The sequence below is a fragment of the Aeromonas media genome, assembly GCF_000819985.1.
In the GTDB taxonomy this organism is placed as follows: domain Bacteria; phylum Pseudomonadota; class Gammaproteobacteria; order Enterobacterales; family Aeromonadaceae; genus Aeromonas; species Aeromonas media.
The window spans coordinates 1-14,135 of the sequence record NZ_CDBZ01000116.1; the positions used below are offsets into that span (position 1 = coordinate 1).

Consider the following 14,135-nt stretch of genomic DNA (forward strand, 5'->3'; position numbering starts at 1 on the left):
AAAGGCTCCCTCGGGAGCCTTTCTATCGGGTGGGGTTGACCCCTAGAAGTGCCACTCCATCCCGATGGCGTAGTTGGCGGAGCCATAACCCGGGATCTCGTTGCTGGAGGCGAGCGCCTTGAGGGTCAGGCGGGCGCTGAGGGGAATGCCGAGCCCCATGCCGATGGCGACCTCGTCGCTCTGATCCCCCATCATGTCCACCCGCAGGGTACGGTAGAGGGAGAGATCCTGGCTCATCTGGGCATAGATCTGGGACGACTTGTTGTAGAGCTGACCGAAGATCTCCATCTGGAAGCCGTTCTGGGGCGTGATGGCTAGGGGAATACCGGCGAAGCGATAGAGGTCCGAGTGGTTGAAATAGCTGTTGGTGATCTGGGGGTTGAAGTCGGTCTGCTGATAGAGGGTGCTGAAGTTGCGCTCGATGAGCTGATAGGTCTGCTCCGGCAGACGCAGCAGATAGTCCGGCACTTCAAAACGCACCCCGGCCAGGGTGGTCTGGGGCAGCAAGGCACAGGCGACAAGGGTGAGAGCAGACAGTGCTGAACGCATAAAACGAGAGATCCCCAACAGTCGAGGCGCGGCATCCATGCCGGCAGCGCATGTAATTATCAAACTATCAGGAGCTTGGCTCCCCTGCTCATTATGTCGCGGACGCGGGGAGCTTACCGGGTTTTAAGTGTGAAACGCCTCACATCTCATAGATCTTCCAGGTAGCGATAGAGACTCTTCAGGATCGCAAAGTTCCGTTCGTTACTCTGATTCTGCTCCGCCAGTGCCTCGAGACGGGGCACATAGTCCGGCAGACGGCGGCTGAAGTAGTCGCTGCAGTGCAGGCGCCAGCGCTTCTGCTCCGCTTCGCTCAAGGTGTGGGGCCAGTTGCGGGCGCGGTAGCGGAACAGCATTTCCGGCAGGCGCGGATCACTGAAGGCAAACTCCCGCTCCCCCAGCAGATCCGCCGGGGTGGCGCGCACCAGATCCATGGTGGACTTGTCGCCGTGGCCGAAGAAACCGGCGTAGAGCTGGGTATCCGGGTCGCTGTCATTGCTGCCCGCAAACTCCTGATTGAACACCTCCACCAGTTTCTCCCGCACCTCGGGATGGGCTCGCAGCAGATCCAGGCTCTTGCGACACTGCTCCCGGTCTATGCCAAGCTGGTCGGCCCGCTCCGGGGTCAGGGTGGCGGCCGGCGCCAGCACCGGGCACTTGTTGATGTGCACCAGTTTCACCGGAATGCCCGCGAGATCTCCCAGATCCTCTTTTTTGGTATAGAGGCGCTCGCGGATCTCCTCGCTCGTGAGCTCGATGAGCGGGGTGGGGTCACGGGTCAGATCCACCATGATCACCGCGTTCTGGTTGCTGGGGTGCCAGGCGAGTGGCGACACCCAGCTCGCACACCCCTGCCAGGGAGAGAACATGCCGGAGACGTGGACCAGGGGCTTCATGGTCACCACGTCGATGAGGGCCTTCACCTTGTTCTTGTTGCGCAGGGCAAACAGGTAGTCAAACAGCTTGGGCTGGGCTTTTTTCACCAACTTGGCCATCTCTATGGTGGCCAAGACGTCCGAGAGCGCATCGTGGGCGTTGGCGTGGGCCACGCCGTTGGCGACCGTCAGTTTCTCCAGCTTGAAGCTCGGCTTGCCCTCATCGTCCAGGGCCCACTCTATCCCCTCCGGGCGCAGGGCATAGCAGGCCCGCAGCATGTCGAGGATGTCCCAGCGGGAGTTGCCGTTCTGCCAGCTGTAGGCATAGGGGTCATAGAAGTTGCGATAGAGGGTGTAGCGGGTCACCTCGTCATCGAAGCGGATGCTGTTGTAGCCCAGCACGCAGGTGTTCGGGGTGGCGAACTGCTCGTGGATCTGGCGGATGAAGTCCGCCTCGCACAGGCCGTCCTTCATCGCCTTCTGCGGCGTGATGCCGGTGATGAGGCAGGCTTCCGGCTCCGGCAGGTAATCCGCCGGCGGCTTGCAGTAAATCACCAGCGGCTCGCCGATGAGGTTGAAATCGGCGTCGGTGCGAATGCCCGCAAACTGCGACGGCCTGTCCCTGGCGGGGCTGATGCCGAAGGTCTCGTAATCGTGGAAGTAGAAGGTGGGCTCGCTGCCGGGCTGTGCTGTTTTGCTCATGTTGCTCGAGGTGAGGTGTCCGATGGCGGCGCCATGGCGCCTGGGTGGGCGGTGCCATGCACCGCAGTTGCCAGCATGGTAAACCATAGCGCAGGCAGAGCGAAGCGCGGGCGCCCTGGCTGCCGGTTTATTGAACGCTCAAGGGTGTCGTATCAGGGGACTGTGCAGGATTGCGGCTGGATGGGGGCTTATCGGACCGTACCCGGGGGCAGGGGCATCAGGGTGTGCAGATCCAGCAGGGTGAAGAAGCCGCCTTCGTCTGGGTACCAGCCGCCGGTGTCTATGTAGTAGACGTTGCCAAGCCGGGCCGGGAGGCCCACCGGGGTGTGGCCCACCACCAGGGCGACGAGATCCTCGACACCGCTCTCATCCAGCCGCTCGATGCGGCGCCTTGACCAGAGGCAGACGTTCTTGATGGCGCGAAGCCTACCGCCGCTTACCCCCGCATCCAGTTGGTCCAGCAGCCCCTGCCAGGAAGAAAAGGGGCAATCGGCGTGGAGCAGCCCGACCGGGCCGGCCGGAGTGGCTACCTCGATGGCGATAGGCAGGGTGCGGTAGTGGGCGGCGAACGCCCCCTGCTCGTCCGGGGTCAGCTGCTGAAACCAGCCGCCGCCGTTCTGGATCCAGTTCTCCCTATCGCAGCTCTCGTAGCGGCAGACATAGTCATCGTGATTGCCGCAGACCGGGTGAAACCAGGGCTTGGCCAGCCACTCGAGCGCGGCTGTGCAGTCGGGGCCGCGATCCGTCAGATCCCCCACGGAGAAGAGGCGATCCCGAGCGGGGTCGAATCCCGCCTGGTCCAGCGCCCCTTGCAGCAGCGAAAAGTAGCCGTGGATATCGCCGACGGCGAGATCCCGTCCCAGAGGATTGCGGGAGAAGCGTCTGATCAGCGGGGACGGGTTCATGTCGGTCTCCTTGCCCGTGCCGACGGGCGGCTTGTTCGCTTTTGTCTGGCCGTACATAAGGTTACAGAAGAAAGATGGCGGCCTCGCAAGGGCTGGTAAATCATATGACAGCATGCATGAAAAGGGGGCTCAGTGGCGAGCTCTTCCCGCCTTGCCCTTTCATGTGCAGGTGCCACGGGGGCCTTGTTCGCCGTCCCATGGCAGCGTCGTCATCTCGCTTTTTGACAGGAATCTTGAATGCGGCGTCAGCTGTTGATCTGGATAGGCCCCCTGTGCAGCCTGCTGCTGCTGGGGGCGGCCTTGACCGTCCTCTATCATTTGACCCACCTGTGGCACTGGCACGACATCCGCCTGGCCATCTGGTCTCAACCCTTGCCGCAGCTGGGGGCCGCCCTGTTGCTCACCCTGCTCAGCTATGGCTGCCTCTGTTGTTACGATCTGCTGGCACTACGGGTGCTGGACAAGCGACTGCCCTTGCCGCAGGTGGGGATGACCTCCTTCATTGCCTACACCTTCTCCAACACCCTGGGCTTTGCGCTGCTCACCGGCTCGTCGGTACGTTACCGGCTCTACTCTTCCCTGGGGCTTGGCACCGGAGAGGTGGCCAGGGTGATCCTCTTCTGCTCCATCACCTTCTTCCTCGGTCTGCTGGGCTGGGGGGGCTGCGCCCTGTTGCTGGGGCAGGGGGCTGCCCTGCTGGCCCACTGGCCACGCTGGGCGACCGGTCTGCTGCAACTGGCGGGTGCCCTGGCCCTGCTGACGGTGCTGGTTTATCTATTGTGGCCGGGGGCGGCCCTGGTCTGGCGCGGGCACCTGCTGCTCCTGCCGCGCATCAGATACCGCCTGTTGCAACTGCTCATCGCCCTGCTCGACTGGATGGCCGCCGCCGCCGTGCTCTATGTGCTGCTGCCATCGGGCAGCGTGCCCTATCCGGTGCTGCTCAGTGCCTTCGTGCTCTCGAGCCTGCTCGGGGTGCTGGCCCATGTGCCGGGGGGCATCGGGGTCTTCGAGGCGAGCATGAGCCTGCTGCTCACCCACTATCTGCCGGTGGACAAACTGCTCGCCTCCCTGCTGATCTACCGCTGCGCCTACTACTTCCTGCCTTTCCTCTGTGCCCTCCTGTTGTTTGCAGGTCAGGAGCTGCTGCAACAGCGGGCCCGCCTACACCGGTTGCAGGGGATGATGATGGCGACCCGGGAGTTCGTGCCTGCCCTGGTGAGCATGGGCACCTTCGCGGCGGGAACTCTGCTGCTCTGCTCCGGGATGATCCCCACCATGAGGGGGCGGATTGAGGCCTTCCTGCAGGTGCTGCCCCTGCACCTGCTTGAGTTCTCCCATGTGCTCGGCAGCGTCAGCGGCGTGTTGCTGCTGTTGCTGGCTCACAGCCTCTATCGCCGTCATGACGGGGCTTTCAGGATCACCCAGTGGCTGCTGGGGCTCGGCATGCTGTTCTCCCTGTTCAAGGGGTTTGACTGGGAGTCTGCCCTGCTGCTCGGAGGCTTCTTGCTCGTCATCACCCCCTGCCGCCCGCTCTTTTATCGCAAGGGCTCCCTGCTCCACGCCCGGTTCACCCCCTCCTGGCTGATGTCTGTGGGGGCCGTACTGCTGGGAGCCTTGTGGTTGCTGCTCTTCTCCTATCGGCAGGTGGAGTATGACCCCTCCCTCTGGCTGCACGTCTCGGCCCACGGGCCCGGGGCGGCTTCCCGCGCCCTGCGTGCCATGGGGAGCGTCATCGGTGTGCTGGCGGTGGTCGGGGTAGCCCATCTGCTGGCCCCTTTGCGCCTCGCCACCGACAAGCCGGATGCAGAGGCGCTCTCCCGTGCCCATGGGCTGGTGATGCGGGCAGGGGGAGGCCACGGTTACCTGGCCCAGCTCGGGGACAAATCCCTGCTGTTCCACCCAAGCGGCGAGGCCTTCTTGATGTACGGAACCGAGGGCAGCAGCTGGATAGTGATGGGGGATCCCGTCGGCAAGCCCTCCCTCGTGGAGGAGCTGCTCTGGCAGTTTCGCGAGCGCTGTGACGAGCACGACGTCAGCCCGGTCTTCTACCAGGTATCGGCCCGCTATCTGCCTGTCTATCTGGATCTCGGGCTCATCCCCTTCAAGCTGGGGGAGGAGGCCATCGTGGATCTGCACGGCTTCGATCTCGCCGGCAGTCGCCTGCGCAACCTGCGCCAGAGCCACGCCAAGGGCAAGCGGGAAGGGCTGCTCTTCGAGGTGGTGGCACCCGGTGAGATTGCCGCCTTGCTACCCGAGTTGAAGGGGATCTCCGACAGCTGGCTGCACAGCAAGCAGGGCAGGGAGAAGGGCTTCTCCGTGGGCAGTTTCGATCCTGCCTACCTCACCCTCAACCCGATGGCGCTGGTGCGGCGCGAGGGGCAGATCGTCGGGTTTGCCAACCTCTGGACCAGCGACAACAAGGAGAGCCTCTCCATCGATCTGATGCGCTACAGCCCGGACACGGGGGCGGCCCCCGTCATGGATTTCCTGTTCGTCGAGCTGCTGCTGTGGGGCAAGCAGGAGGGCTATGTCAGCTTCAACCTGGGGATGGCCCCCATGTCGGGCTTCAACGACAACCCCCTCGGCGGTTACTGGGCCCGCCTTGGCAACACCCTGTTCACCCGGGGCAGCCGTTTCTACAACTTCCAGGGATTGCGGCGTTACAAGGAGAAGTTCGGCCCAAAGTGGGAGCCCCGCTACCTGCTCTGCACCGGTCATCTGGTGCTGCCCCGCACCCTGACCCACCTCGTCTCCCTCATCAGTCGCGGCCCCTTCGGGCTCATGAAAAAATAGGAGTTGGCCCATGAGAGCCATGTTGTTGCTGTTGATTTGCTGTCTTGTCTCCTCGTTCACCCTGCCGGCGGTCGCCGCCCAGCCGGGCCGGGTCGGTGCGGAGCTGGGGCTGGTGGAGTTGCCGGTGGCGCAAGCCTCGTCCGCCCCCATGGTGGTCTTCATGAGCGGGGACGGCGGCTGGGCGGCGCTGGACAAGGGGCTGGGCGCCCAGTTGCAGGCCCACGGCATGCCGGTGGTGGGCTGGAGCTCGCTCTCCTATTACTGGAAGAAGAAGACGCCGGATCAGGCGACGGCGGATCTGGTGCGCATCCTCACCGAGTACCAGTCCCGCTGGGGACGCCAGCGCTGGCTGCTGGTGGGCTTCTCCTTTGGCGCCGAGATAGTGCCCTTTGTCATCAATCGTCTGCCGCCAGCTTATCGCGACAGCCTGGTGGGCGCCGTGATGCTCTCTCCCTCGACCGCGTCGGATTTTGAGATCCACGTCAGCGACATGGTGGTGCACGACAAGGGGGGCAGCTATCCCATCCTGCCGGAGGTCAAGGCCATCAAGAGCCTGCCGCTGCTCTGCGTGCAGGGGGCGGATGACGACTCCCCGGTCAAACTCTGCCCGCACCTGCAGCAGCCGAATGTCACCACAGTGACCCTGCCGGGATCCCACCACTTCGACGACGACTACGGAGTGCTGTACCGGAGCATCGCCGATCGGCTGCCCTGGGCGGGGGAGGAGCAGGATCACTGAGCTGCCTTGCCCGCCAAGGGAGGCTGACTGAGAGAATCATTCATCTGTCAATAGAATAAAAAAACGCCAGTCAATTGACTGGTGTTTTTTTATTCTGTGATACGGCTTTTGATGGCGAGTCAACCGGCCTTAGAGCAGGTCTTCCAGCTGATACTTCTTGAGTAGTTGATCGAAGGTGCCATCGGCCTTGACGCTCTCGATGGCAGCATCGAACTGGCTCTTGAGCTTGTCATCCTTCTTGCGCAGGGCCACCGCCACCCCTTCTCCCAGGATCTTGTCCTGAGTGCCGTTGAACTGGGGGCCGACGAAGGCGAACTGCTTGCCCATCTCCTTGTCGAGGAAGCCCACCTTCAACTGCACCATGTTGCCGAAGGTGTAGTCGGCGCGGCTGGACTGCAGATCCAGCATGGGAGACTGGGCGTTGACGTAGCGCTTGATCTTGGCCACGTCACCGTAGCGGGCGGTGATGAAGTTGTCCTGGGGGGTGCCCTCCTGCACCGCGATCACCTTGCCCTTGAAGTGCTCAGGGGTGTCGGCAAAGTCGGCCGCCTTGTCGCTGCGCCCCACGAAACGGTTCTGCATCATGTAATAGACCTGGCTGAAGGCGACCTTCTGGCGCCGCTCGTCCGTGATGTTCATGGAGGACATGATGGCGTCGTACTTGCGCACCTGCAGACCCGGCAGCAGGGCATCCCAGGGCTGGTTGATCACTTCGCACTCGGTCTTCATGGCCGCACACAGGGCATAGGCGAGATCGACCTCGAAGCCGCCTAGCTTGCCGCTGCTGTCGACCATTTCGAAGGGAGGATAGGTGGCGTCGGTGGCGATCACCAGAGGTTTGGCGGCGGCCTGGCCCGCGGTGGCCAGGGCCATCAGCATCATTGCGGTGTTGAGTTTCATGGTCAGTCCCTTGAAGTGTGATGTCATTCCTAGCGTGCTAAAGGGTGCCGGCCTCAAGGGCCGACGGCTATCTTGCGATGGCTGAGGGCCGGCAACTGGCTGCGCACCCTGCGCTGGGCCGCCAGATCCAGGGTGGCGATGGCCAGTCCCTGACCCTCTTCTACCTGGGCCAGTATCCGGCCCCAGGGACCGATGATCATGCTGTGGCCGAATGTGCGCCGCCCGCCGGGGTGGTGTCCCCCCTGGGCGCTGGCGAACACGAAGGCCAGGTTCTCCACCGCCCGGGCCCGCAGCAGCAGCTCCCAGTGCGCGAGCCCGGTGGTGTGGGTGAAGGCCGCGGGCAGGGCGATGAAGTCGGGGGCAGGGTCCAGGCGAAACAGCTCGGGGAATCGCAGGTCGTAGCAGATCCCGAGACGCAGCAGCCCCCAGGGCAGGGGATGGCTCACCACCTCCCGGCCCGGGCTCATGGTCGCGGCCTCGTCATACTGCTCCTGCCCGGTGCAAAAGCCAAACAGGTGCAGCTTGTCGTAGCGGCTCGCGAGCTCCCCTTGCGGGTCGATGAGCAGGCTGCTGTTGTGCATCTTGCCTGGCTCGTCGCTTTCAAGGGGCAGGGTGCCCGCCAGCAGCCAGACTCCGAGCTCCCGGGCCAGCTCCCGGGCCCAGGCCAGCAGGGGGTGATCCTCCACCGGGGCGGCCAGGGCCACCCGCGCCCGCTCGTCAACCGGCATCAGGTAGAAGTATTCGGGCAGCAGGACCAGCTCGGCCCCCTCGGCCGCCGCCTGGCGCAGCAGGGCCTCGGCCTGGGCCAGGTTGTGGTCGAGATCATCCCCGGAGACCATCTGCAGGACGGCAACGCGCACTGAATCCATGGTGCCTCCTAGACGCCGCACAGGCGCTCGGCGCCCGCCAGCAGGGTGTCGTCATCCTTGGAGAAGGAGAGACGGATGACCCGCTGATCCGTGCCGTCGTGATAGAAGGCGGAGACCGGAATGGTGGCGACCCCGTGATCGCGGATGAGCCGCTGCACGAAGAGGCTGTCGGGCTCGTCGCTTACCCGCTCGTAGCTCGCCAGCATGAAGAAGCTGCCCGCCGAGGGGAGCAGCGTCAGGCGGGAATCCACCAGGGCCGAGGTCAGCAGGTCGCGCTTGCGCTGGTAGAAGGCCGCCAGCCCCTGATAGTGGGCCGGTTGCTGCAACAGGTGGGCGAAGCCGTATTGCATGGGGGTGTCGGCGGCGAACATGGCGAACTGGTGCACCTTGCGGATCTCCTCCATCAGGGGGCGGGGAGCCACGCAGTAACCTACCCGCCAGCCGGTGACGTGGAAGGTCTTGCCGAAGGAGAAGACGGTGACGGAGCGCTCCACCAGCTCCGGATAGCGAATGACGCTCTGGTGCAGGGCGCCGTCGAACACCACGTGCTCGTACACCTCGTCCGAGAGAATGAGAATGTCGGTGCCGCGCACCAGGCGGGCCAGGCGCTCCTGATCCCCCGCCTGCCAGACGGTACCGGTGGGGTTGTGGGGGGTGTTGAGCACTATCATGCGGGTGCGCGGGGTGATGCGGGCGGCCACCTCCTCCCAGGGGATGGCAAAGTCCGGTGCCTTGAGAGCGATCACCACAGGGGTGGCATCCTGCAGCTGGATCATGGGGCGGTAGCTGTCAAACGCCGGCTCGAACATGATCACCTCGTCCCCCGGGTGTACCAGGGCGGTGATGGCGCAGAACAGGGCCTCGCTGGCGCTGGCGGTGATGGTGATCTCCTCACCGGCGTCATAGTGGTGGCCGTAGCAGGTCGCTATCTTGGCCGCCAGCTGTTCGCGCAGGGCGGGCAGCCCCGTCATGGGGGCATACTGGTTCTCCCCGGCCAGCATGGCCTCGTGGGTCACCCGGATGAGCTCGGGATCGCAGGGGAAGCTCGGTGCCCCCTGGGAGAGGTTGATGCTGGGATGGCGGGCGGCCAGATCCCCGATCACGCTGAAGATGGTGGTGCCCACCTGGGGCAGTTTGCTGACAATGCGGGGGGAAGACATGGCGCCGTCACCTGAGTGTGTTAAAGAGGTCCCTTTTTAGCCCCCGCAAGGGTTGCCGGACAACGGATTATTCGGCATGTTATGCATGAGTTTTTCTCAAGCATGGAGGCTTGTATGTTGTCCACCCAACCCCGCAGCCAGTTGCCCCTGTATGGCTTGCAGGTATTCGAGTGTTCTGCCCGCCATCTGAGTTTCACCCTGGCCGCCGACGAGCTGTGCGTGAGCCAGGGGGCGGTGAGCAAGCAGATCGCCCAGCTGGAGGCGCGCCTCGGCCATCTGCTGTTCGTGCGCGGCACCCGCTGCCTCACCTTGACCCCGGCCGCCGAGCGGCTGCTGCCCTTCGTTCGCGAGGGGCTTGCCCGCATGGGGGAAGGGCTCAGTGCCCTGCAGACCCTGCCCCACGAGCAGGCCATCAGCATCAAGGTGCCCTCCTGCGCCAGCCGCTGGCTGCTGCGACGGTTGCAGGCGTTCGAAGGGGAGGCGGTGGAGGTGCGCGGCAGCCACAGCCATGGCATCGACTTTTCCCGGGAACCCTTCGATCTCGCCATCGTCTATCAGCCCTGCCTGGGGCGCTATCCCCACAGCCAGCCCCTGTTTCAAGAGCGGCTGACCCCGGTCTGCGCCCCGGCGTTTGCCGCCAAGCATCGTCTGTTCGAGCGCGACCTGAACGAGTTGCCCCTGCTGCCACTCATCCATGCCAGCGCCGATCGGCGGGACTGGCGCAACTGGTTTGCCGCCTTCCTCGACATTCCCTGGCAGCCCCAGGGGGGGCAACTGTTCGATACCCTGGACTTGGCGATGAATGCCGCCCTGCAGGGGTTTGGCCTCTCTCTCGGGGATCCCACCATAGTGGCCGAGGAGCTGGAGAGCGGCGCCCTGGTCGCCCCCTTTGCCCTCGTGCTGGAGACGGATCACGAATACGCCCTGATCGCCCGCCCCGACAGCCAGCGTCAGGGCGTGGCCCGCACCTATCACTGGTTGCTGGAGAGCCGCGACCAACACTGATTGTTGTCAGTGTCTCCCTGACTGAGTGATATCAGTCTGCCCCTAAAAGAAACAGCCCCGCGAGCGGGGCTGTTGTCATGGTGATGGCTGCTGGCCGATTAAGGGGTCAGTGGCAGATCTTGTAGTAGACCTCGTTCCAGCGCAGCTGCTCCTTGAGGGCGGGGATGCGGGTATCCTGGTCGATCGCCACGAACTCTATGCCCATGATGTCGGCGAAGGTGCGCAGCTGTTCGATATCCACCGATTGGGTGAACACCGAGTGGTGGGCGGCCCCGGCCAGGATCCAGGCCTCGGCGCTGGTCTGCAGATCCGGCATGGGGTTCCACAGGGCGCTTGCGACGGGCAGCTTGGGCATGGCCTCTGGCAGGTCTACCACCTCGAGCTGATTGACCACCAGCCGGAAGCGGTTGCCCATGTCGATGAGGCTGGCGTTGACCGCCTTTCCGGCCGGGGCCGCAAACAGCAGGCGGGCCGGATCGGCCTTCTTGCCTATGCCCAGATGCTGTGCATCCAGCACGGGTTTATCGGCGGCGATGGAGGGGCAGACCTCCAGCATATGGGCCCCCAGCACCAGGTTGTTGCCCGCCTCCAGGTGGTAGGTGTAGTCCTCCATGAAGGAGGTGCCCCCCGCAAGACCGGCCCCCATCACCTTGAGGGTGCGCAGCAGGGCTGCGGTCTTCCAGTCCCCTTCTGCCCCAAAGCCGAAGCCTTGCTGCATCAGGCGCTGGCAGGCGAGCCCCGGCAGCTGGTGCAGGCCGTGAAGGTCTTCAAAGGTGGTGGTGAAGGCGCCAAAACCACCGTCGGTGAGGAACTTCTTCATCCCCAGCTCCTGGCGCGCCGCCTCATACAAAGAGGCGCGAAGCGGCCCGCCCGCCTGCACCGCCTCGGTCAGGGTGTAGCTTTCTTCGTATTCGGCCAGCAGCGCCTCGATGTCGCTTGCGGGCACGGCGTCGATCACTTTGACCAGATCGCCGACCGGGTGGTAGTTCACCTGATAGCCGAACTGGATCTGGGCTTCAATTTTGTCACCCTCGGTGACCGCCACGTTGCGCATGTTGTCGCCGAAGCGGGCGATCTTCAGGTGGCGGCTGTCGTGAATGGCGGCGGCGACCCGCATCCAGTTACCCAGCTTGCGGTGGGCCTCCTCATCTTGCCAGTGACCGACCACCACGGTGCGCGGCAGCCGCAGACGGGCCCCCATGAAACCGAACTCACGGCCGCCGTGGGCGGTCTGGTTCAGGTTCATGAAGTCCATGTCGATCTCGCTCCACGGCAGATCCCGGTTGAACTGGGTGTGGAACTGCAGCAGGGGTTTTTGCAACTGGCTGAGTGCCGGGATCCACATCTTGGCGGGGGAGAAGGTGTGCATCCACACCATGAGCCCGATGCAGCGCTGGTCGTGATTGGCATCCCGGGCTACCGCGCTTATCTCGTCCAGGGTGGTGCCGGTGGGCTTGAGCACTATCTTGACCGGCAGGCTGGCGCGCTCGTTGAGCTGGCTGGTGATGGTGTGGGCGTGATCGGCCACCTGCTTCAGGGTGGCGGCGCCATACAGGTGCTGGCTGCCGACCAGGAACCACACTTCCAGCTGTTTCATCAATTCCATCTTGGTGTCCTCATTATGCTTTTGTCTGGCCGTAATAGGCGTGCTTGCCATGTTTGCGCTGGTAGTGCTTCTCCAGCAGGTAATCGGGCAGGGGGCGTGCCCCCGGGTTTATCTGGCCGGTGAGCCAGGCCATGCGCGCCACCTCCTCCAGCACCACGGCGTTGTGCACCGCGTCTTCGGCACTCTTGCCCCAGCTGAAGGGGCCGTGGTTGGCCACCAGCACTCCCGGCATGGTGAGAATGGGGGTCTGCTTGAGGGTCTCGACGATGAGATGACCGGTCAGCCCCTCGTAATCCTCCTCGACCTCGCCCGGAGTGAGCAGGCGCGAGCAGGGGATCTCGCCGTGGAAGTAGTCGGCCTGGGTGGTGCCGAAAATGGGAATGGGGCGCCCCGCCTGGGCCCAGGCGGTGGCATGGGTGGAGTGGGTGTGCACCACGCCGCCAAGCTCGGGATAGGCGCGATAGAGCACCAGGTGGGTGGCGGTGTCGGAGGAGGGGCGCAAGGCGCCTTCCACCTGCTTGCCCGCCAGATCCAGCACCACCATGTCCTCGACCCGCATCCGTTCGTAACTGACGCCGCTCGGCTTTATCACCACCAGACCTTGTTCCCGGTCGATGCCGCTCACGTTGCCCCAGGTGAAGGTCACCAGGCCGTGGTGCGGCAGATCCAGGTTGGCGACGAGCACCTGCTCCTTGAGCATCTGGAGGTTCATGCCGGTATCCCCCTGTTGTAGAGCGGCTCGGCGGCGGCGCCCCAGGCAAGGTAGCGCTGGTAGAGGCGCTCATACTCGGCGACCCGCTCGGGGTCAGGCTGGTGGGTGCGCTCCACGGCGCTCGCCATGTGGCACTGGGCCTTGGCCACATCGGCGTGGATACCGGCCGCCACGGCGGCAAAGATGGCCGCCCCCAGGGCGCAGCACTGATCCGAGGCCACCACCTGGATGGGCCTGTTCATCACGTCGGCGCAGGTCTGCATCACTGTGGTCGACTTGCGGGCGATGCCGCCAAGGGCGATCACCTGCTCCACCGGCACCTGCTGACTGGTCATGCACTCCATGATGCTGCGGGCCCCGAAGGCGGTGGAGGCCACCAGGGCGCCAAAGAGATCGGGCGCATCGGTGCCGAGGTTGATCCCCGTGAGGGTGCCCTGCAGGCGCTGGTTGGCGTAAGGGGTGCGGCGACCGTTAAACCAGTCGAGCACCACCGGCAGGTGGGCCAGATCGCGCTGCTGCTCCCAGGCGGCGGCGAGGCTTGGCAACAGTTCCCGCTTGTGGGCCTCGATGGCGGTGCGAAGCTCGGGATACTGGGCGGCGAGGCTCTCCAGCGGCCAGCCGAGCTGGCGCTGATACCAGGCGTAGATGTCGCCGAACGCCGATTGTCCCGCCTCCAGCCCCACCATGCCCGGCACCACGCTGCCGTCCACCTGGCCGCAGATCCCGGCAATGGCGCGATCACCGATGGTGGCTTCGTCGGCGATCAGGATGTCGCAGGTGGAGGTGCCGATCACCTTGACCAGCGCATTGTTGCCAGCCCCGGCCCCCACCGCCCCCATGTGGCAGTCAAAGGCGCCGCCGGCGATCACCACCTCGCAGGAGAGGTGCAGCCGCTCCGCCCACTCGGGGGTCAGGGTGCCGACCGGCAGATCGGCGGTCCAGCTGTCGGTAAAGAGGGGGAAGTCGAGATCCTGGGTCAGCAGGGGATCCAGGGCGTTGAGAAACTCGGCGGGGGGCAGGCCGCCCCAGCTCGGGTGCCAGAGGGACTTGTGGCCGGCGGAGCAGCGCCCGCGCCGGATATCGGCCGGGGCCTGGGTGCCGCTCAGGATGGCGGGCACCCAGTCGCACAGCTCGACCCAGTTGCAGGCGGCGGCGCGCACCGCCGCGTCACTGCGGGAGACGTGCAGTATCTTGGCCCAGAACCACTCGGAGGAGTAGACCCCGCCGATGTAGCGGCTGTAGTCGGGGAACTGGCCGCCGTGGCACAGGGCCGTGATGGCCTCGGCCTCCTCGATGGCGGTGTGATCCTTCCACAGCACGAAC

Annotated in this window: 12 protein-coding genes; 3 read left to right on the forward strand and 9 right to left on the reverse strand. The window is 64.7% G+C overall.

Annotated features, from left to right (window positions below; translation table 11 throughout):
• Window positions 1-42: 42 nt before the first annotated feature.
• The 3 genes from BN1127_RS10135 to BN1127_RS10145 all read right to left on the reverse strand — a co-directional run bounded on the left by BN1127_RS10135 (window position 43) and on the right by BN1127_RS10145 (window position 3,028).
• Window positions 43-549, reverse strand: coding sequence for a hypothetical protein (locus tag BN1127_RS10135; protein ID WP_042649346.1), 507 nt, complete (start codon window positions 547-549; stop codon window positions 43-45).
• Window positions 550-695: 146 nt separating this feature from the next.
• Window positions 696-2,123, reverse strand: a complete 1,428-nt coding sequence (gene sbcB, locus BN1127_RS10140) for an exodeoxyribonuclease I (protein ID WP_042649347.1) — start codon at window positions 2,121-2,123, stop codon at window positions 696-698.
• Window positions 2,124-2,311: 188 nt separating this feature from the next.
• Window positions 2,312-3,028 (reverse strand): metallophosphoesterase, encoded by a 717-nt coding sequence (locus BN1127_RS10145; RefSeq protein ID WP_042649348.1) that lies wholly within the window; start codon window positions 3,026-3,028, stop codon window positions 2,312-2,314.
• Window positions 3,029-3,265: 237 nt separating this feature from the next.
• On the opposite strand from BN1127_RS10145, the gene mprF reads away from it, so the two are divergent.
• On the forward strand, window positions 3,266-5,821 hold the full coding sequence (gene mprF, locus BN1127_RS10150; RefSeq protein ID WP_042649349.1) for a bifunctional lysylphosphatidylglycerol flippase/synthetase MprF: 2,556 nt from the start codon (window positions 3,266-3,268) through the stop codon (window positions 5,819-5,821).
• A gap of 10 nt (window positions 5,822-5,831) precedes the next feature.
• Entirely contained in the window at window positions 5,832-6,560 is a 729-nt protein-coding gene (locus tag BN1127_RS10155) for an AcvB/VirJ family lysyl-phosphatidylglycerol hydrolase (RefSeq protein WP_042649350.1), read from the forward strand.
• Between the two features lie 129 nt (window positions 6,561-6,689).
• Here the strand turns inward: BN1127_RS10155 and BN1127_RS10160 are convergent, their stop codons facing one another.
• Genes BN1127_RS10160 through BN1127_RS10170 form a run of 3 tightly spaced genes read right to left on the reverse strand, consistent with a single transcriptional unit; the run spans window position 6,690 to window position 9,489 of the window.
• A complete protein-coding gene (locus tag BN1127_RS10160; RefSeq protein ID WP_042649351.1) occupies window positions 6,690-7,460 on the reverse strand; it encodes an ABC transporter substrate-binding protein in 771 nt (256 codons plus the stop codon).
• A 53-nt stretch (window positions 7,461-7,513) separates the two neighbouring features.
• Window positions 7,514-8,329 carry a carbon-nitrogen hydrolase family protein gene (locus BN1127_RS10165; protein WP_042649352.1) on the reverse strand — a complete coding sequence of 272 codons (816 nt, stop codon included), beginning with the start codon at window positions 8,327-8,329 and terminating at the stop codon, window positions 7,514-7,516.
• A gap of 8 nt (window positions 8,330-8,337) precedes the next feature.
• Window positions 8,338-9,489 carry a methionine aminotransferase gene (locus BN1127_RS10170; protein ID WP_042649353.1) on the reverse strand — a complete coding sequence of 384 codons (1,152 nt, stop codon included), beginning with the start codon at window positions 9,487-9,489 and terminating at the stop codon, window positions 8,338-8,340.
• Between the two features lie 114 nt (window positions 9,490-9,603).
• Between BN1127_RS10170 and BN1127_RS10175 the strand changes: the two genes are divergently transcribed.
• Window positions 9,604-10,494, forward strand: coding sequence for a LysR family transcriptional regulator (locus tag BN1127_RS10175; protein WP_042649354.1), 891 nt, complete (start codon window positions 9,604-9,606; stop codon window positions 10,492-10,494).
• 106 nt (window positions 10,495-10,600) lie between these two features.
• On the opposite strand, the gene araA is transcribed toward BN1127_RS10175, so the two are convergent.
• The 3 genes from araA to BN1127_RS10190 all read right to left on the reverse strand — a co-directional run.
• Window positions 10,601-12,100 carry an L-arabinose isomerase gene (araA, locus tag BN1127_RS10180; RefSeq protein WP_042649355.1) on the reverse strand — a complete coding sequence of 500 codons (1,500 nt, stop codon included), beginning with the start codon at window positions 12,098-12,100 and terminating at the stop codon, window positions 10,601-10,603.
• A 13-nt stretch (window positions 12,101-12,113) separates the two neighbouring features.
• Window positions 12,114-12,812 carry an L-ribulose-5-phosphate 4-epimerase gene (locus BN1127_RS10185; protein ID WP_042649356.1) on the reverse strand — a complete coding sequence of 233 codons (699 nt, stop codon included), beginning with the start codon at window positions 12,810-12,812 and terminating at the stop codon, window positions 12,114-12,116.
• A partial coding sequence (locus BN1127_RS10190) for a ribulokinase (protein WP_042649357.1) occupies window positions 12,809-14,135 on the reverse strand: 1,327 nt, incomplete at its 5' end. The genes BN1127_RS10190 and BN1127_RS10185, both read right to left, overlap by 4 nt.

Coding starts and splice junctions, on each gene's coding strand:
- BN1127_RS10185 (WP_042649356.1), bottom strand. CDS start 12,812: ATGAACCTCCAGATGCTCAAGGAGCAGGTGCTCGTCGCCAACCTGGAT.
- BN1127_RS10175 (WP_042649354.1), top strand. CDS start 9,604: ATGTTGTCCACCCAACCCCGCAGCCAGTTGCCCCTGTATGGCTTGCAG.
- BN1127_RS10135 (WP_042649346.1), bottom strand. CDS start 549: ATGCGTTCAGCACTGTCTGCTCTCACCCTTGTCGCCTGTGCCTTGCTG.
- BN1127_RS10145 (WP_042649348.1), bottom strand. CDS start 3,028: ATGAACCCGTCCCCGCTGATCAGACGCTTCTCCCGCAATCCTCTGGGA.
- BN1127_RS10170 (WP_042649353.1), bottom strand. CDS start 9,489: ATGTCTTCCCCCCGCATTGTCAGCAAACTGCCCCAGGTGGGCACCACC.
- sbcB (WP_042649347.1), bottom strand. CDS start 2,123: ATGAGCAAAACAGCACAGCCCGGCAGCGAGCCCACCTTCTACTTCCAC.
- BN1127_RS10160 (WP_042649351.1), bottom strand. CDS start 7,460: ATGAAACTCAACACCGCAATGATGCTGATGGCCCTGGCCACCGCGGGC.
- BN1127_RS10155 (WP_042649350.1), top strand. CDS start 5,832: ATGAGAGCCATGTTGTTGCTGTTGATTTGCTGTCTTGTCTCCTCGTTC.
- BN1127_RS10165 (WP_042649352.1), bottom strand. CDS start 8,329: ATGGATTCAGTGCGCGTTGCCGTCCTGCAGATGGTCTCCGGGGATGAT.
- araA (WP_042649355.1), bottom strand. CDS start 12,100: ATGGAATTGATGAAACAGCTGGAAGTGTGGTTCCTGGTCGGCAGCCAG.
- mprF (WP_042649349.1), top strand. CDS start 3,266: ATGCGGCGTCAGCTGTTGATCTGGATAGGCCCCCTGTGCAGCCTGCTG.